Source organism: Tenacibaculum sp. Cn5-46, assembly GCF_022347705.1.
Classification (GTDB): Bacteria; Bacteroidota; Bacteroidia; order Flavobacteriales; family Flavobacteriaceae; genus Polaribacter; species Polaribacter aiptasiae.
Genome location: NZ_JAKRGD010000002.1, coordinates 1 through 17,761, shown reverse-complemented (window position 1 = coordinate 17,761; position 17,761 = coordinate 1). Strand labels below are relative to the sequence as shown.

At 30.2% G+C, this 17,761-nt stretch carries 16 protein-coding genes and 1 tRNA gene; 11 read left to right on the top strand and 6 right to left on the bottom strand.

The window, feature by feature from the left end:
• The first annotated feature begins 98 nt into the window (after positions 1-98).
• Positions 99-2,933, top strand: coding sequence for a DNA polymerase I (gene polA / locus MHN29_RS04035; RefSeq protein WP_235274588.1), 2,835 nt, complete (start codon positions 99-101; stop codon positions 2,931-2,933).
• Between the two features lie 10 nt (positions 2,934-2,943).
• Positions 2,944-3,324 carry a hypothetical protein gene (locus tag MHN29_RS04030; protein WP_235274589.1) on the top strand — a complete coding sequence of 127 codons (381 nt, stop codon included), beginning with the start codon at positions 2,944-2,946 and terminating at the stop codon, positions 3,322-3,324.
• 8 nt (positions 3,325-3,332) lie between these two features.
• Here the strand turns inward: MHN29_RS04030 and MHN29_RS04025 are convergent, their stop codons facing one another.
• A complete protein-coding gene (locus tag MHN29_RS04025; RefSeq protein WP_235274590.1) occupies positions 3,333-4,931 on the bottom strand; it encodes an Ig-like domain-containing protein in 1,599 nt (532 codons plus the stop codon).
• 53 nt (positions 4,932-4,984) lie between these two features.
• Positions 4,985-5,677: a ComF family protein gene (locus MHN29_RS04020; RefSeq protein WP_235274591.1), complete on the bottom strand. Its 693-nt coding sequence runs from the start codon at positions 5,675-5,677 to the stop codon at positions 4,985-4,987.
• Positions 5,678-5,731: 54 nt separating this feature from the next.
• Here MHN29_RS04020 and MHN29_RS04015 point away from each other — a divergent pair, with 54 nt between their 5' ends.
• From MHN29_RS04015 to MHN29_RS03995, 5 genes are all read left to right on the top strand, one after another.
• Entirely contained in the window at positions 5,732-6,292 is a 561-nt protein-coding gene (locus MHN29_RS04015) for a class I SAM-dependent methyltransferase (RefSeq protein WP_235274592.1), read from the top strand.
• A gap of 45 nt (positions 6,293-6,337) precedes the next feature.
• Positions 6,338-7,246: a hypothetical protein gene (locus tag MHN29_RS04010; protein WP_235274593.1), complete on the top strand. Its 909-nt coding sequence runs from the start codon at positions 6,338-6,340 to the stop codon at positions 7,244-7,246.
• 49 nt (positions 7,247-7,295) lie between these two features.
• Positions 7,296-8,195 carry a hypothetical protein gene (locus tag MHN29_RS04005; RefSeq protein WP_235274594.1) on the top strand — a complete coding sequence of 300 codons (900 nt, stop codon included), beginning with the start codon at positions 7,296-7,298 and terminating at the stop codon, positions 8,193-8,195.
• A 102-nt stretch (positions 8,196-8,297) separates the two neighbouring features.
• Positions 8,298-9,839 carry a glycine--tRNA ligase gene (locus tag MHN29_RS04000; RefSeq protein WP_235274595.1) on the top strand — a complete coding sequence of 514 codons (1,542 nt, stop codon included), beginning with the start codon at positions 8,298-8,300 and terminating at the stop codon, positions 9,837-9,839.
• Positions 9,840-9,920: 81 nt separating this feature from the next.
• Positions 9,921-10,145 carry a hypothetical protein gene (locus MHN29_RS03995; RefSeq protein WP_235274596.1) on the top strand — a complete coding sequence of 75 codons (225 nt, stop codon included), beginning with the start codon at positions 9,921-9,923 and terminating at the stop codon, positions 10,143-10,145.
• On the opposite strand, the gene MHN29_RS03990 is transcribed toward MHN29_RS03995, so the two are convergent.
• The 4 genes from MHN29_RS03990 to MHN29_RS03975 form a co-directional block, all read right to left on the bottom strand.
• Entirely contained in the window at positions 10,142-11,518 is a 1,377-nt protein-coding gene (locus MHN29_RS03990; protein WP_235274597.1) for a DEAD/DEAH box helicase, read from the bottom strand. The genes MHN29_RS03995 and MHN29_RS03990 overlap by 4 nt on opposite strands.
• A gap of 133 nt (positions 11,519-11,651) precedes the next feature.
• Positions 11,652-11,903 carry a hypothetical protein gene (locus MHN29_RS03985; protein WP_235274598.1) on the bottom strand — a complete coding sequence of 84 codons (252 nt, stop codon included), beginning with the start codon at positions 11,901-11,903 and terminating at the stop codon, positions 11,652-11,654.
• Between the two features lie 77 nt (positions 11,904-11,980).
• Complete coding sequence (locus MHN29_RS03980; RefSeq protein ID WP_235274599.1) at positions 11,981-12,946, bottom strand: succinylglutamate desuccinylase/aspartoacylase family protein; 966 nt, start codon at positions 12,944-12,946, stop codon at positions 11,981-11,983.
• On the bottom strand, positions 12,913-13,815 hold the full coding sequence (locus MHN29_RS03975; protein ID WP_235274600.1) for a RimK family alpha-L-glutamate ligase: 903 nt from the start codon (positions 13,813-13,815) through the stop codon (positions 12,913-12,915). The genes MHN29_RS03980 and MHN29_RS03975 overlap by 34 nt, the downstream gene beginning before the upstream one ends.
• Before the next feature lie 138 nt (positions 13,816-13,953).
• On the opposite strand from MHN29_RS03975, the gene MHN29_RS03970 reads away from it, so the two are divergent.
• The 4 genes from MHN29_RS03970 to MHN29_RS03955 all read left to right on the top strand — a co-directional run bounded on the left by MHN29_RS03970 (position 13,954) and on the right by MHN29_RS03955 (position 17,551).
• On the top strand, positions 13,954-16,773 hold the full coding sequence (locus MHN29_RS03970) for a glycosyl hydrolase (protein ID WP_235274601.1): 2,820 nt from the start codon (positions 13,954-13,956) through the stop codon (positions 16,771-16,773).
• Positions 16,774-16,826: 53 nt separating this feature from the next.
• Entirely contained in the window at positions 16,827-17,039 is a 213-nt protein-coding gene (locus MHN29_RS03965) for a zinc ribbon domain-containing protein (RefSeq protein ID WP_235274602.1), read from the top strand.
• A gap of 23 nt (positions 17,040-17,062) precedes the next feature.
• A complete protein-coding gene (gene folB, locus MHN29_RS03960; RefSeq protein WP_235274603.1) occupies positions 17,063-17,425 on the top strand; it encodes a dihydroneopterin aldolase in 363 nt (120 codons plus the stop codon).
• A 55-nt stretch (positions 17,426-17,480) separates the two neighbouring features.
• A tRNA-Cys gene (locus MHN29_RS03955) sits at positions 17,481-17,551 on the top strand.
• The last annotated feature ends 210 nt before the right edge of the window (positions 17,552-17,761 follow it).

The window sequence follows — 17,761 nt, the reverse complement described above, 5'->3', positions numbered from 1 at the left end:
AGCTTTACAAACGGAGTTCGCAGGAACAATTTCTATAGGTTATTTTTCTTAATTCAATCTATATCAGTAATTTATTTCATTAGGCTTTAAACAACAAAATGGCAGAACAAAAACGACTTTTTTTACTTGATGCATTTGCACTAATATTCAGAGGATATTATGCTTTTATAAAAAATCCACGTATTAATTCAAAAGGAATGGATACATCGGCAATTTTAGGATTTACAAATTCTTTAATTGATGTAATAAAGCGTGAGAAACCAGATTATTTAGCTGTTTGTTTTGATAGAGGAGGAAGTGTAGATAGAGTAGAAGCTTTTCCTGAGTATAAAGCGAATAGACAAGAAACACCAGAAGCTATTAAAATAGCTGTCCCGTATATTGAAAAGATATTGGAAGCAATGAATATTCCTGCAATTGTAAAAGAAGGGTATGAAGCGGATGATATTATAGGAACCTTAGCAAAAAAAGCAGAGAAAGAAGGTTTACAAACTTATATGGTTACACCAGATAAGGATTTTGCTCAATTGGTTTCGGATAACATTTTTATGTACCGTCCACCAAGAATGGGGAATGGTTATGAAAAATGGGGGATTGAAGAAGTAAAAACAAAGTTTGGTGTAGAAACCCCAGAACAAGTCATAGATTACTTGGGGATGATGGGAGATTCAGCAGATAACATCCCAGGGTTACCAGGTGTTGGAGAAAAAACTGCTAAAAAATTCCTTGCTGCCTATGGAACTATGGAAGGCTTACTAGAAAATACCCATGAGCTGAAAGGAAAGATGAAGGAGAAAGTAGAGGCGAATGCTGAACTAGGATTACTTTCTAAAAAATTAGCAACTATAATGCTAGACGTGCCTGTTGAATTAGAACAGGATAAATTGATTTTTGAACAACCAGATATTCAAAAAACAACAGAAATATTTAATGACTTAGAATTTAGGCGCTTAAGTGATAATTTCTTAAAAACATTTGGAGCAAAATCTGTAGCTGAAGAGAGTTCAAGTAAAACAACTAAGAAAGCAGTAGCAGATGGAGCTAACAATACAGGTCAGTTCGATTTATTTGCAGCACCAGGAACTGGAAAAGTTAGTGAAGAAAATAATATTAATGGTTTTAGAACTATTGACAATACAAATCACTTTTACCAATTAATAAATACGCCAGTATCTAGAAAACTGTTGTTGAATAAATTAATGCAACAAGAATCGGTATGTTTTGATACAGAAACTACTGGGTTAAAAGCTTTAGAAGTTGAGTTGATAGGTATTGCTTTTTCTTGGGAGGAAAAGAAAGGATATTATGTTACATTTCCAGAAGACCAAGAAGAAACACAAACGATACTTGAAGAATTCAGGCCGTTTTTTGAAAATGATAGCATAGAAAAAGTAGGGCATAATTTAAAATACGATATCAAAGTATTGTCAAATTACAATATGCCTGTAAAAGGAAAATTGTTTGATACTATGATTGCGCATTATTTGATAAATCCAGATATGCGTCATAATATGGATGTTCTTTCAGAAACTTATTTGAATTATCAGCCAGTATCAATTACCGAATTAATAGGGAAAAAAGGAAAGAATCAGCTATCAATGCGTCAGGTAGAGCTTTCAAAGCAAAGTGAATATGCAGTAGAAGATGCAGATATAACCTACCAGTTAAAAGAACATTTTTCAGAAGAGTTAGAAAGTGGCAACTTAACAGGGTTATTTAAAGATGTTGAAGCACCGTTGGTGTCTGTGTTAACAGCAATGGAGATAGAAGGGATTAACTTAAATACTGATTTTTTAAAGTCTTTATCGGTAGATTTAGCAAAAGATATTGAGCAATTAGAGCAAAATATTTATAAAGAAGCAGGAGAGGAGTTTAATATAGCATCACCTAAACAGTTAGGAGTTGTTTTGTTTGAAAACATGAAATTGGTAGACAAGCCTAAAAAAACAAAAACAGGACAATATTCAACTGCCGAAGATGTGCTTTCAGCATTAGCAAAAGATCATGAGATTATTGCTAATATTTTAGAATACCGTCAGTATAAAAAATTACAAAGTACTTATGTAGATGCTTTACCAAATGAGGTGAACCCTAAAACAGGACGTGTACATACAGTATATGCACAAGCTGTAGCTGCAACAGGTAGATTGAGTTCTAATAATCCGAATTTACAGAATATTCCAATTAGAACAAAAAGAGGGCAAGAGGTTAGAAAAGCTTTTATTCCTAGAGATGAAAATCACGTATTATTAGCTGCCGATTATTCTCAAATTGAATTACGAATTATAGCTGCTTTAAGTGAAGAAGAAACGATGATTAAAGCTTTTCAGGATGGAGAAGATATTCATGCTTCAACAGCAGCAAAAGTTTTCAATGTAGCTATCGATGAGGTAACTAGAGAGCAACGTAGTAATGCTAAAACAGTAAACTTTGGAATTGTTTATGGAGTTTCGGCATTTGGATTAAGTAATCAAACAGATTTATCAAGAAAAGAAGCAAAGGCTTTAATTGACACATACTATGAAACATATCCAAAGTTGAAAAGCTATATATCAAAGCAAGTAGATTTTGCTCGTGAAAATGGTTATGTGGAAACAATTTTAGGGCGTCGTAGGTATTTAAAAGATATTAATTCTCGTAATGGTATTGTACGTAGTGCTGCCGAACGAAACGCAGTAAATGCACCAATACAAGGTAGTGCTGCAGATGTTATAAAGCTTGCAATGATTAATATTCACAACAGATTTGAAAAAGAAAATTTCAAATCAAAAATGTTGTTACAAGTTCATGATGAATTGGTGTTTGATGCACATAAAGATGAATTAGAGATTATTCAGCCAATTATAAAAGAAGAAATGGAAAATGCATTTAAAATGTCAGTTCCATTAGATGTTGAGGTTGGTTTAGGAGAAAATTGGTTAGAGGCACATTAAAAACTAAAGAATGGAGCTAGATTATTTGGAGAATGTAAATGGTCTTAATGAGAATGTTGTTAGATTGTATAACTTTAATAAGGAAGAAGCACAGAAGCTTAGTGAGCTAATTGAAGATGTAATAATTAATAAAAAACAACGATTAGATTTATCTACTGTAGATTTTATAAAACCTAGGAATTGTAATCTAATTTTAGGATTGTTCAAGTCTGATGAAGGGATACTTACAGAAGATTATAAAACCTTTTATTGTGTCCTTACATTAAGAGGTTTTATAAATATGTTGAATCTTATAGAGCCTTTTTGTAAAAAAGAAACGAGGAGCTATCAATACTTATACGATATTGATAACCCCACGGATTTATTATTTTCTCCAACAGCAAGTTGGTAAAATGTAATTTACTTAATAGTAAAGATTTCTTCTTGTACCCAATTAGCTCTTAACTTGAAAATTTTTTCAAAGTAAATCACTTTTTCAGGTTGTTTTCTAGATAGGAAACTACCAGTATCCCATTGATTATTATTGTTTTCATCAATAATTACCCTAACAGTGTATTCTCTAGGTTCAAGTAATTCAAACTCTACTTTTTTGGAGGTGTTTAGATATCTAGTTTTAATTACAATGTCTTTATTTATAAGTTGTAATATAACTGGGTGTTTTGTTTCTTTTTTAATATCTAATACAATAGTTCCATAATCTTCAGGAGTTAGTGTATTGTATCTATAATTTAAAGAATCATTAGAAGTTTCAAAAAGATCGGTAATTCCTTTAGGTAAAACATTGAAATTATAATCCATTTTTGTTTTTTTCGAGAATAAAACAGCAATCTTATTAATATCTAGTTTTTTAACTTCAAAAGGAACGTCAACTGTGTCTTTATCTACTAGAGAAAATTTTGTTTTATCAATGTTTACAATAGGATTGTTTGTGTTAAGAAATAAAGTGTCATTTAGATGTAGTGTTCTACGAATATTTGAAGAAATAGAAAGAGAATCTATTTTCTTTTTACGTAAACGTACGGTAATAGTATCTTTAAAATCAGTATTACTAACTATAAAGTTCAAAGAATCTTGTTCAATTATTGGAGTATACCAATAGTTAAGAGTGTCTTTATCTTTTTCAAACTTAGAAAAAGATTTAAAATCAGTAGGAACAGACGATAATAAATCGACTTTCATATTTTCTTTTTCACCGTTAAAACCAAATAAAATTTTCCCTTTGGTTATTTCTTTTCCTCTTTTAAATTTAAAAGGCTGTAATTCTTTAAAAATACGGATAGGTTCTGTAATCAAGGTATCTTGAGGTAAAGAAATAGTGTCTTTAAAAAAACCAATCTCATCATTTTGACTATTGAAAAGGTAGTTTTTTGAAGACTGTTTTAAACCAAGTAAAAGATATTTTCCTTCTCGTAAATTGGTAAACTCAAAATTGGTAGAGTCTAATGTACTAGTTACATAGCTTGGCTTTTGTTTGTAAACAATAGAATCGTTATAAGTACTGTCTAATTTATATAATAATACACTAATGTCTTTAATTTTTTCTTTTTTAAAAGCTGGTGCAACAGAACCTTTTAAACTCAATGAGTCAATATAGTTTCCGGTAGAGAAAACATATTTAAAGCTTTCAAGTTTGTTATTTTCATTATTGTCTTGTACAGCATTACCAAAATTAAAAGTATAAGTAGTATTAGATTTTAGAGTGTCTAAAATTTTGATGTTAATATACTTACTAGGTGTACCTTGTGGAGTAATTAAAGGAGGATATTTTAAAGGAGGTGAAACAACAAGTTGTTTAGAAAGATCCTTTAAAACAATATATTCATCAAATTCAATTCGTATATTTTCTTTATTGAAATTGATAGATTCATATGGGGGTTTAGCAGTAACCATAATAGGAGCATCTTCATCTTTTGGTCCACCAGTTGGGTTACCTTGTTTTGCACAGCTAGCTATAAAAAGGGTAAATAAAATAACAAAAAGAGTATGTTTAATTTTCACAAATTAATATTTAAAATATAACATCAAAAGTAGTAAAATAAGACGAATGAAATCTATACATTTTTAGTGTAAGCCATAGTAGCTATGCTAATGGTAATATCTTTTGTTTTTAGTAATTCTTTACAACAGTTTTCAAGTGTAGCTCCAGTGGTAATAACATCGTCGATAAGTAAAACGTGTTTTTTTTCAAAAAAAGTATAACTAGTTAATTTAAATTTGGTTTTATTGTTTGAAAAACGATCAAAACGTTTTTTAAAAGTTTGTGTTTTTGAAACAGAAACTTTTATAAGAATATCAGGAATATATTTGATATCTAAAACTTCACTTAAAGTTTGACCAAATTTGGTAAGTTGATTGTAGCCACGATTTTTTAATTTTTTAGGGTGAAGAGGAACTGGAAGGATATAATCAACATGATTAAAAATATTAGATTCTTTTAATAAGTATCCAAATCTATTAGCAAGAAACACACCTATTTGTTGTTGGTTTTTATATTTTAACTCGTGAATAATTTTTTGTGTTATTCCGTGTTTTTGATAGTATAAAAATGAGCGAATACTTTTTATAGGTACTTTTCCATAAAAAGTAGATAACATTGTAACATTTGTATAAGGGTTGTCGTCGATAATAGGTAAATCATTATTACAAGTTGTACAGAGGTGCTTTTCGTTTTGCAATAGCGTTAACGTACAATTAACACATAGATTAGGATAAAATAAATAGAATATTTCTTTTAAAAGTCGCATCTTTACAAGCCATTTTTTAATAGAAAGATACAAAAAACTAACAAAAAAAGCATTTTGAACAAGAAACTTAATTTTTTTAAAGAAGCAGTAAAAAACTATAAAACATCTGGGACTGTAGTTCCTAGCTCTAGGTTTTTAGCAGATAAAATGCTAAAAGAAATAGATTTTTCAGAAGCTAGAGTTATAGTAGAGTTAGGACCTGGAAATGGAGCAATTACTCATAGTATATTAAAAAAAGTTCATCCTAGTGCTGTTGTTATATGTTTTGAAATTAATGATGCTTTTTATGAAGAATTAAAAGAGATAGATAATCCTCAGTTAATTGTTTTAAAATCTTCAGCAGAAAAAATAAAAGAAGAAATAGGAAAGTTAGGATATGATAAGGCAGATCATATAATATCTAGTTTGCCACTAACAATTATTCCTAAAAAAATATCGTCTAATATTTTATTAGAAAGTTATCATTTTTTGAAGCCTAATGGGATGTTTATTCAATATCAATATAGTTTAACTTATTACAAAAAATTGAAAGAAGTTTTTGGGAAAAATATATCCTTAAGTTTTGAGCCTCTTAACTTTCCACCGGCATTTGTGTACAAGTGTGTTAAAAAATAGTATATTAGCGCAGAACACAGTAAAATGTTCATCATAATTCCCCAAATGATGATTACTATACCAAGATTGAAAAATAACGGCATTGTTGCCTTTTTGATGGTTTTAATAATTACCATTGGATATTTGTCATACCAAAATGCGAGTGATTATGCAGAATTAAAGAATGTTTTTGAGTTAGAAAAAAAGGAGCTAGAATCTGAACTTAATATTGTTATTAAGGATTATGAAGATGTAAGCTTTGATAAAAATGAAGTTTCATTAAAACTTAGAGAAGAACTTCATAAAATAATAAAACTTAGAGACACCATTCAAAATTTAAAAGCGATAGATTATGGATTAATTCGTTTTTATAGAAAAAGAATTGCAAATCTAGCTACACAAAATAAAATACTTTTTACACAAATAGATTCATTAAACCTTCTTAATAATGAACTAGAAACTAAAAATGATAGCGTAAAAGAAGCGTTGTTAGAAAAAGAAAATCTAAACACAAAATTAAAGCATAAAAATTATTTCTTAGGACAAGAGAAAAAGGTTTTAAAGGAAAAAATTGCCGTCGCAGAAATTATTGAAATATCTTCAGTAAAGGTAGAGGCAATGAAAAAAAGAAGGAAAGATAAATATACATCTACATCAAGATCTAGTAGAACAGATGCTTTTAAAGTAGAATTTAATTTATTAGAAAATAAAATTATTTCAGAAGGAGTAAAGCCTATTTATATTCAAATATTAGATGAAAATAAAAAGGTAATAGCTCCTGCAAAGGAAGTAAGATTAAAAAATAAAGAGAAAATAATAAGTAGTGATATTTTAATGGCAGAATATCATAATAAGCAAATACCCGTAATTTCTTTTATTTATGTAAATAGAGAAAATATACACAAAGGATCTTACTTAGTTAAGATATTTGTAAATGGTGTTTTTGCTGGTAAATCAATTGTGAAATTAAGATAAAGAAATGAAGTAGAAAACTATTAATTAACCCCAATAAACCCCCTTAATTATGACTCCCCACAAAAGAAAAAGCATATTAATTGTTGTGCTTTTAATGCTTACACTTTTTTTAACGTTGTACTCGTTTCAGAAATCTAGCCAATACGAAGACTTGAAACAAATCTTTCAACAAGAAAAGACTGATTTAGAAAAAGAGTTAGACGAAATGATAAAAGATTATACTGATGTTGTTGTAAGAAAAAAACGTCTCTCTAAAAGATTAAAAGTAGAGTTGGTAAAAATGAAAGAATTACGTGATTCTATCAAAAATTTACGAACTGATAACTATAATCTAATTAGAAAGTATAGGAGAAAAATTGTTACGTTAGAAAGAGAAAATAGAAACTTATTTATTCGAGTAGATTCACTTAGTACAGTTAACAACGCTTTAGCTCAAGAGAATGTTATTACTAATGAAATTTTAAAGCAAAAGGAAACAATAAATGTTTCGTTAACAGAAAAGAATAAAGAGTTAACTGAGAAGCAAAAATCACTTGAAGAGAAAATTGCAATTGGAGGAATTATAAAGACAAGTCCAGTAAAAGCAATTGCAATGAAGGAGCGTAGTAGTGGAAAATTAACTTCTACATCGAGATCAAGTAGAACAGACGCATTTAAAATCAATTTTGATTTGCTAAAAAATGTAATTACTGAAGCTGGAGAGAAATCTGTTTATATCCAAATTATAGATGAGAATAAAAAAGTAGTAGCACCAAAAGGAGTTACGAACTTAAAAGATGGAGGTAAAATTCAATATTCAGATTCTATAGAAGTAAATTATAGTAACGACAGATTAAGCTTAGTATCGTTAGTTCTAGTAAATAGAGATGATATAAACAAAGGAAAATATACCGTGAGTGCTTTTGTTGATGGTGTTTACTCAGGAGCCACAACTTTAAAGCTCAGATAAGTAATCATTAAAAAAAATAATAGAAAGTGAAGAATTAAATGAATTCTTCACTTTTTTCTTTTAGAATAGCGTTAGTTTAAATCCTTATTTTATTTTTGCACCATGGCAAAACAAGAAGATCAATTTAAAAAGGTATTATCGCATGCTAAGGAGTATGGTTATGTATTTCAATCATCTGAAATTTACGATGGTTTAAGTGCGGTATATGATTATGCTCAAAATGGAGTAGAGTTAAAGAAAAACATTAGAGATTACTGGTGGAAAGCAATGGTGCAAATGCACGAAAATATTGTAGGGATAGATGCGTCTATTTTAATGCATCCTACTACATGGAAAGCATCAGGTCACGTAGATGCATTTAATGATCCATTAATTGATAATAAAGATTCTAAGAAAAGGTATAGAGCAGATGTTTTAGTAGAAGATTATTGTGCTAAAATAGAGGGTAAAATAGAGAAAGAAGTAAAAAAAGCAGCAAAACGTTTTGGTGATGCTTTTAATAAAGAAGAATTTCTTGCTACTAATGGCCGTGTTTTAGGGTACCAAGAGAAGATAAACACTATTTTAGGTCGACTTGGAAAATCTTTAGAAAATGAAGATTTAGCAGATGTAAAAGCGTTAATTGAAGAATTGGAAATTGCCGATCCTTTAACAGGTTCTAAAAATTGGACAGATGTTAAGCAGTTTAACTTAATGTTTGGAACAAAATTAGGAGCTTCAGCAGAAACCGCAATGGATTTATATTTAAGACCTGAAACTGCACAAGGAATTTTTGTAAATTTCTTAAATGTGCAAAAAACGGGTCGTATGAAAATTCCTTTTGGAATTGCCCAAACAGGTAAGGCTTTTCGTAACGAAATAGTAGCGCGTCAGTTTATTTTTAGAATGCGTGAATTTGAGCAAATGGAAATGCAATTTTTTGTAAAACCAGGAACTCAAAAAGAATGGTATGACACTTGGAAAGAAACTCGTTTAAAGTGGCATTTAAGCTTAGGTATGGGAGCTGATAATTATCGTTTCCATGATCATGAAAAATTAGCACACTATGCTGATGCAGCTGCAGATATTGAATTTAAATTCCCATTTGGATTTAAAGAATTAGAAGGAATTCATTCTCGTACTGATTTCGATTTAAAAGCACATGAAGAGCATTCAGGAAAGAAATTACAGTATTTCGATCATGAAGAGAATAAGAATTATGTGCCATACGTAGTAGAAACATCAATTGGTTTAGATAGAATGTTCTTAGCAGTTTTCTCAAAATCTTTACAAGAAGAAGAATTAGAAAATGGTACAACAAGAACAGTTTTAAAATTACCAGCAGTTTTAGCGCCAACTAAAGCGGCTATTTTACCATTAGTTAAAAAAGATGGATTGCCAGAGATAGCACGTAAAATTGTTGATGATTTAAAATGGGATTTCAATGTGTCTTATGATGAAAAAGATGCTGTAGGACGTCGTTACCGTCGTCAAGATGCAAATGGAACGCCATTCTGTATTACTGTAGATCACGATACTTTAAATGATAACATGGTAACAATTCGTCATAGAGATACTATGGAACAAAAACGTGTAGCTATTTCTGAATTAAGAGATATTATTAAAGAAGAAGTAGATGTTAAAAATTGGTTACAAAAAATGTAATTGATATTTATATAAAACTTGAAATCCTACCAGTCTAAAAATGGTAGGATTTTTTATTTTTGCGCTATTAAATAGAAAACAATGAAGACTTTATTAAAAATACTATTCGTTATCTTTTTGTTATGGATGATTGCTGGAGTTTACCTTTTAAATACCGAGCACCCAAAAGCACAAGTAGTAATGGGATTAGGAGTTCTATTTATGTCGTTTATTTTAATGCCTTTATTTATTTATTACCGATATAAAGATGGAAAGTACAAGAAGTACATTATAAATAATAATCAAAATAAAAAAGCTGAGGATTAATTCTCAGCTTTTTTATTATTTCTTCTTCTATTGTTTCTTTTACGCGTTTTGTTATTAGAACTAGGAGAAGATTGATTCTTTTTGTTATTTCTAGACCTTCCTTCTTTTTTATTTGAAGGCTTGTCAGAGTTATCTTTTGTAAGTTTTTTGCCCGAGCTACCTCTATGAGTAGTGCCATCACCTTTTTTCTTTTTAAAAGATTTCTTTTTTTGAGTAGAAGCTCTTTTAGGTTTAGCTGTATCAGTTGGTTCAAACCCTTCAATAATTTCAGTCTTCAGCTTTTGATTTAATATTTTTTCTATCTCTTTTTGATATTCAGTTTCTTCACTGCAAACTAAAGAAATAGCCTCACCTTTAGCACCAGCTCTACCAGTTCTACCAATTCTATGAACATAATCTTCAGGAACATTTGGTAGTTCAAAGTTTATAACATGTGGCAATAAAGGAATGTCAATACCACGTGCAGCAATATCGGTAGCAACTAAAACTCTATTAGTATTGTTTTTAAAATTAGCAAGTGCTTTGGTTCTGGCTCCTTGACTCTTATTTCCATGAATAGCAGCAGCAGTAACACCTGCTTTAATAAGCTTTTCGGTTAGTTTGTTAGCTCCGTGTTTGGTTCTAGTAAAAATTAAAACCTGACTCCAATTACCTTCTTTGATAAGTTTGATAACAACCTCTGTTTTCTTTTTCTTGTCAATTGAATACACTTTTTGAGCAACTTTATCAGCAGTAGAATTTTGCGGAGCGGCTTCGACAGAAACAGGATTTTTTAAAATACCTTCAGCAAGTTTTTTTATTTCTTTAGAAAAAGTAGCAGAGAATAACAAATTTTGACGTTTTTCTGGCATGAAACTTATAATTTTGTTAATGTCTCTAACAAAGCCCATGTCTAACATTCTATCTGCTTCATCTAAAATAAGAACATTAATTCTTTTGAGAGATATAGCTTTTTGCTCGTGTAAGTCTAATAATCTTCCTGGAGTGGCAACCAGTATATCTACCCCTTGACGTATAGTTTTAATTTGACCAGATGCTTTTACACCTCCAAAAATTACTGTAGATTTTATATTTAAATAAGTACTATACTCTCTTATGTTATCGTAAACTTGTGCAGCTAACTCTCTAGTTGGAGTTAATACTAAAGCTCTTATTGGACGATATTTAGGATGCTTAGTTTCTGCTAAATATTGTAAAACGGGTAGTGTAAAACCAGCAGTTTTTCCAGTACCTGTTTGTGCGGAAGCCAATACATCTTTTCCTTCTAAAATATGTGGAATTGCTTTTTCTTGAATTGGAGAAGGAGAATTGTATCCTTTTTCTTTGATGGCTTTTAGTAAAGCATCAGATAAACCTAAAGATTTAAATGTCATATATATTTTTTCAGAGATAGCTATAAAAAGTATAACTATGAATTTGCAAAGGTACTGCTATTTATTAGGATGTATCATAAATTACAAAAGACGCTGAAATAGCGTCTTTTATATGTAATATGTGTTTAACTTATTATTTTTTCATTGCTCCTTTAATAAGTCCAATGATTACCATTAAAACTCCACCACCAACACCACTACCTACAATGTTTCCAATAATACCAGAAATATCAATATTAAGCATACCTAATAGTTGGGCTCCTAGTCCACCACCAAGAATCCCTACAACAGAATTCCAAAGCGTACCCATAGAATATTTTTTTAATAATGCGCCGGCAATATTTCCTCCAATAGCACCACTTAATAAGCTAATAATTAATTCCATAATTTGTTGTTTTTTAATTAGTTAATTGATTCTAAAGAAAATGAAAAATAATTAATAAAACAAATAGATACAGTTAGTTAGGTAGTTCCAATATGGAATAAGGCATCTCCCATGTTTACAATTGGAAAGTTGTTTTTAGAAATAATATATCCATCAAAAGGAGCTTTGATATCAAAGTTAGTTTTACCGTAAGTATCCATAATATTACCTAATACTTGTCCTTTTTTAATTGCTGCTCCGTTTTCAATTTTGGCATTGAATAAACCAGCAACTTTTGCACGAATCCATTTTCGCTTATGAATAGCTATAGTAATAAGATTTTCAGGAACTTCAACACTATTATTAATCATTTCAAAGTGTTTTAAAATTCTAAGTGTACCATCTATTCCCTGTTGAATAGCATTTTCATCTAAACGTAAAGATTCACCTCCTTCATAAACAATTACAGGGATGTTGTTTTTATAACATTGGTTTCTAAAGGATTTAGGAATTAGTTTAGAGCCAAACAAAAAAGGAGCATTAAAAAGTTTGGCTAATTGATATCCTCTTTCATCTTCAGGAGTATATCTTATCTGAGGAAAGTTATTTCTTTGAGCTCCTCCAGTATGAAAATCAATAGCAAAATCGATATTTTTAGTAAGCTCTTTCATTAAATAATATGCCATTCTACTGGCCAAAGAACCAGATTTAGAACCAGGAAAACTTCTATTAACATCTTTCCCATGCATATATCTAGATAAACTTAAAAAACCAAAGATGTTTAATAAAGGAACAACAATAACACAACCTCTATGTATTTTATAAGATTTGTCAATAAGCATTCTTCTAACAAGTTCAATACTGTTTACTTCATCACCATGTAAACCTCCTTGTAATAAAATGGTAGGGCCTATTTCATCACCGTTAAAAACGTACACAGGAATTTCAATAAGAGTACCAGTAGGTAACCTATCAATGGGAATTTTAATTAGTTTAGATTCACCTAAACCAATTTTATTTCCACGTATCTCTACGATTTGGTTTTTAAACTCTTGTTTAAACATTTTTCTTCTAAGAATTTAATAATAGCCTTAGCTATATTGTCTTTAGTATAAGCTTCAATACCTTGGAGTCCAGGAGTAGAATTTACTTCAATTAATAAAGGGCCTCTTTTTGAACGTATCAAATCAACACCAGTAACTGGTAGTTTTAAATATTGAGCAGCTTTTATAGCTATTTCTTTTTCTTCAGGAGTTAAGGTTACTTTAAAACCATTACCACCTCTATGAATATTTGAACGAAAATCATCTTCTAACCCTTTTCTTTTCATAGAAGAAACAACTTTATCTCCAACAACAAAAGCACGAATATCTTCACTGTTACTCTCTTGAATAAACTCTTGCAATAAAATATTGGTATTCGTACCATACATGGTATCGATAATAGATTTAGCAGATTTTTTACTTTCAGCTAAAATAACTCCAGAACCATGCGTACCTTCTTGTAATTTAATTATAATTGGAGCTCCTCCTAATAAATCTATTTGTTCGTTAATGTTTTCTGGGTTAACAGAGAATAAAGTGTCTGGAATAGGAATGTTTTTACGGTTCATTATTTGTAAGGTACGAACCTTATTTTGAGCACGTAAAATACCTAAGGAAGTAGCGGCGCTATATACACCATTCATTTCAAACTCTTTAACAACTGCTGCTCCATGTCGAGTTGCAGAAGCACCAATTCTTGGGATAATTACATCGGGAATATTAATAATATTTTCACCCTCATAAATAATTTCAGGTTTACCATTTGTAAGTTTTATAGAACATCTTAAATGATTTATAATTCTAACATTATGTCCTCTACGATGCGCTTCTTTATATATTCTTTGAGTAGAATATATTTGGTCACTAACAGAAAGAATAAAAATATTCATAGCTATGCTGTTCAAATTACACAAATCTAATATTTTTTTGAATAGAGAGAATTGTTTTTTAAATCGATAAGAGAATCTATTGTTAATTTTTTTGATATGAAGTTTACATAGAGTACTTTCATAAGCTCTAAAACCAAGATGATGAAAACAATTTGTAAAGTTTTTATAGCATTAGTTCCTTATGCGTTGGTAGCACAACAGGCTACTACTTCAAAAAAAATAAAAGAATCGCTAGTACAAAAAGAATCGCTAGCAAAAACATCAATAGTAAAAAATGTTTCTTTTGAAAACATTGGACCAACAGTAATGAGTGGTCGAGTAGTAGATATTGATGTAAATCCAGAAAATACAACTGAATTTTATGTAGGTTATGCATCAGGAGGTTTGTGGTATACTAATAATAATGGAACAACTTTTACACCAGTATTAGATAATTCTCCAACGCAAAATGTAGGAGATATTGCAGTTGATTGGAAAAATGGAACATTATGGGTAGGTACAGGAGAAAATAATTCATCACGTTCCTCATATGCAGGAATAGGAATTTTAAAATCTACGGACAAAGGAAAAACGTGGGAAAATGTTGGTTTACATGACAGCCATCATATTGGTAGAATTTTAATTAATCCAAATAATCCAGATGAGGTTATAATTGGAGCTATTGGTCATTTATATTCTTCAAACAAGGAACGTGGTATTTTTAAAACGACTGATGGAGGAAAAACATGGAAAAAAACCTTGTTTATCAATAAAAATACAGGGATAATAGATGTACAACAAGCACCTAATAATTTTAATGTTTTATATGCTGCTGCGTGGGAACGTAATAGAAAAGCATGGAATTTTGATGGAGATGGAAAGAATTCAGCAATATATAAATCAACCGATGCAGGAAGTACTTGGAAAAAAATATCCGACAATAATGGTTTTCCAAATGGAAAAAGTGTTGGAAGAATTGGATTAGCAGTTTTTAATGAAGATGTAGTATACGCTTTTCACGATAGTCAGTTTAGAAGAAAAAAGGAAAAGAAAGATGATGAAGATTCAAATGCGTTAACAAAAGACGATTTTAAAACAATGCCTGTAGAAGACTTTTTAAAATTGAAAGATAAAAAGCTGAATACCTATTTAAAAATGAATGGTTTTCAGGAAAAATATAGAGCTGAAAATGTAAAGCAAATGGTACGTTCTGGTTCTGTAAAACCAAATGATTTAGCTAAGTATTTAGAAAACGCGAATACTTTGTTGTTTGATACTCCGGTAATTGGAGCAGAAGTGTTTAAGACTACCAATGGTGGGAAAACATGGAAGAAAACACACGAAGGGTATTTAGATGACTTGTATTATTCGTATGGATATTATTTTGGAGAAATACGAGTAGATCCACAAGATGAAAAAGGAATTTATGTATTAGGGGTTCCTATTTTAAAATCGAAAGATGGAGGAAAAACATTTACGTCAATTAGCAAAGAAAATGTGCATGCCGATCATCAAGCATTATGGGTAAATGCAAAGAAACAAGGACATTTAATTGATGGTAATGATGGAGGTTTAAATATTTCATATGATGATGGTGAAAGTTGGACAAAACTGAATCAACCTGCAGTAGGGCAGTTTTATACGGTTTATGCCGATAATCAGAAAAACTATAAGGTATATGGAGGTTTACAAGACAATGGTGTTTGGGTAGCGAGTCATAATGCTAAAATAGATAAGCGTTGGAAGCAAACAGGAAAAAATCCATATGAAAGTATTATGGGAGGAGACGGTATGCAAGTGGCTGTAGACGATAGAAATCCTAATATTGTGTATACAGGATATCAATTCGGGAATTATTATAGAATTAATAGAAAAACAGGACAACAAAAATATATACAACCAAAGCATAAGTTAGGAGAAAACCCATATCGTTTTAATTGGCAAACCCCTATCCAGTTATCAAAACACAATCAGGATATATTATACTTAGGAGGAAATAAATTACATCGTTCATTAGATAAAGGAGATACTTGGGAAACTATTTCAGAAGATTTAACCAAAGGAGGAAGAAAAGGAAATGTAGCTTATGGTACATTGACAAGTATTTCAGAAAGTCCATTTCAATTTGGTTTAATTTATATAGGAACAGATGATGGATATATACAGCTTACTAAAAATGGAGGTGGAAGTTGGGAGAATATCTCAAATACATTACCTCAAAACTTATGGGTAAGTAGAGTAATTGCTTCAAAACATAAAAAAGAAAGAGTGTATGTTACGTTGAATGGCTACCGTTGGGACGATTTTAATGTATATGTATATATGTCTGATGATTATGGGAAAACATGGAAAAACATAAGTGGTAACATTCCGGCTTCACCAGTAAATGTGATTAAAGAAGATCCTAAAAAAGAAAACATTTTGTATGTAGGAACAGATAATGGTTTGTACGTATCTTTTAATAAGGGAGCAGAATGGCAATTATTCCAAAAAGGATTACCTAATGTGGCGGTACACGATTTAGTAATTCAGCCAAAGGCTAAGCATTTAATTGTGGGAACACATGGACGTAGTTTGTATAAAGCAAATATAGCGCCGTTGCAAGACTTTAAAAATGAAGAAACATTATTTGCTGTAAAGAAAATTAGAAAAAGTAATTTTTGGGGAAGTTCATGGAGTAAGTGGTTAAAGCCCAATACACCTAAAATTTCAATTCCATTTTACGTGAAAGAAAATAAAAAGGTTAGTATAAAAATTTATGCAGATGATATTCTAATTAATACAATTGAAAAAAATGTAGAGAAAGGGTTTAATGAAGTAACATATGATGCTTCTTTTTCGGATGAAGGAAGAAAAGAATACTTGAAAAAACATAAGGATGCAATTGTGAAAAAAGCAAAAAACGGAGTTTATTATTTGCCAAAAGGAAAATATACTATAAAGTTTGAAGACAAAAAGCAGACATTAGAAATTAGGTAAGTTGTAACATTTTTTTATTTAAGTACTCTAATAAGTATAAAAAATCAAAGAAAATGAAAAAACCGTTAAACTATACTTGTCCAAAATGTAATAATCATACTTACGAAATAAGTGAAATGAGAGCTACAGGAGGAACGTTGTCTAAAATTTTTGATGTACAGAATAAAAAATTTACTAGTGTAACCTGTCAAAGATGCAGTTATACAGAGTTTTATAAAGCAAGTACAAGTGCATTAAGTAATGTTTTTGATTTCTTTACAAATTAAGAAACAATAGTATCTTTGCCTATATGGGAATTATAAGAGTAAATGATATTCGTTTATTTACCAATCATGGATGTTTAGACGAAGAAGGAAAGATAGGCTCAGAATATAGAGTAGATGTTGAAGTAAAAGCAGATTTACAAAAATCGGCAAAAACGGATGAGTTAGTTGATACAGTAGACTATGTTCATTTAAATCATATTGTAAAAGAAGAAATGGCTATTCGTTCTAAATTATTGGAGCATGTAGCACAAAGAATTATAGATAGAATCTTTAGAGAGATACAACTTGTTGAAGAAGCGGAGGTTAGCGTTTCAAAAATTAATCCACCAATAGGAGGAAATGTAGGCGAAGTTGTAATTATTGTAAAAGATGTACGTAAAAATTAAAAAAAGCTTGCAGAAAAGGATAAAAACTGTAAATTTGCAGTCCTTATCAATATAAGGTGTCGTGGCCGAGTGGCTAGGCAGTGGTCTGCAACACCATGTACAGCGGTTCGAATCCGCTCGACACCTCAGAAAGAAAAAACCTTCCATTATTTTGGAAGGTTTTTTTGCGTTACAGAAGTATTATATCACATGGCTTAAACCTTTTAGGAATAATTTATAGCTATAGGTTTTTGTGAGATATAAATAAAGGTTATACTTTTGTTATGCTATAAAAAAACAAATTGCTAATTCAATATAAACTTTATGAAAAAAACGATGGTAAGCATTATTACAATG

Bases quoted from the DNA above. Each gene is read 5' to 3' on its own strand.
- polA (WP_235274588.1), top strand. From the start codon at position 99: ATGGCAGAACAAAAACGACTTTTTTTACTTGATGCATTTGCACTAATA.
- MHN29_RS04030 (WP_235274589.1), top strand. From the start codon at position 2,944: ATGGAGCTAGATTATTTGGAGAATGTAAATGGTCTTAATGAGAATGTT.
- MHN29_RS04020 (WP_235274591.1), bottom strand. From the start codon at position 5,677: ATGCGACTTTTAAAAGAAATATTCTATTTATTTTATCCTAATCTATGT.
- MHN29_RS04010 (WP_235274593.1), top strand. From the start codon at position 6,338: ATGATGATTACTATACCAAGATTGAAAAATAACGGCATTGTTGCCTTT.
- MHN29_RS04005 (WP_235274594.1), top strand. From the start codon at position 7,296: ATGACTCCCCACAAAAGAAAAAGCATATTAATTGTTGTGCTTTTAATG.
- MHN29_RS04000 (WP_235274595.1), top strand. From the start codon at position 8,298: ATGGCAAAACAAGAAGATCAATTTAAAAAGGTATTATCGCATGCTAAG.
- MHN29_RS03995 (WP_235274596.1), top strand. From the start codon at position 9,921: ATGAAGACTTTATTAAAAATACTATTCGTTATCTTTTTGTTATGGATG.
- MHN29_RS03990 (WP_235274597.1), bottom strand. From the start codon at position 11,518: ATGACATTTAAATCTTTAGGTTTATCTGATGCTTTACTAAAAGCCATC.
- MHN29_RS03985 (WP_235274598.1), bottom strand. From the start codon at position 11,903: ATGGAATTAATTATTAGCTTATTAAGTGGTGCTATTGGAGGAAATATT.
- MHN29_RS03980 (WP_235274599.1), bottom strand. From the start codon at position 12,946: ATGTTTAAACAAGAGTTTAAAAACCAAATCGTAGAGATACGTGGAAAT.
- MHN29_RS03975 (WP_235274600.1), bottom strand. From the start codon at position 13,815: ATGAATATTTTTATTCTTTCTGTTAGTGACCAAATATATTCTACTCAA.
- MHN29_RS03970 (WP_235274601.1), top strand. From the start codon at position 13,954: ATGATGAAAACAATTTGTAAAGTTTTTATAGCATTAGTTCCTTATGCG.
- MHN29_RS03965 (WP_235274602.1), top strand. From the start codon at position 16,827: ATGAAAAAACCGTTAAACTATACTTGTCCAAAATGTAATAATCATACT.
- folB (WP_235274603.1), top strand. From the start codon at position 17,063: ATGGGAATTATAAGAGTAAATGATATTCGTTTATTTACCAATCATGGA.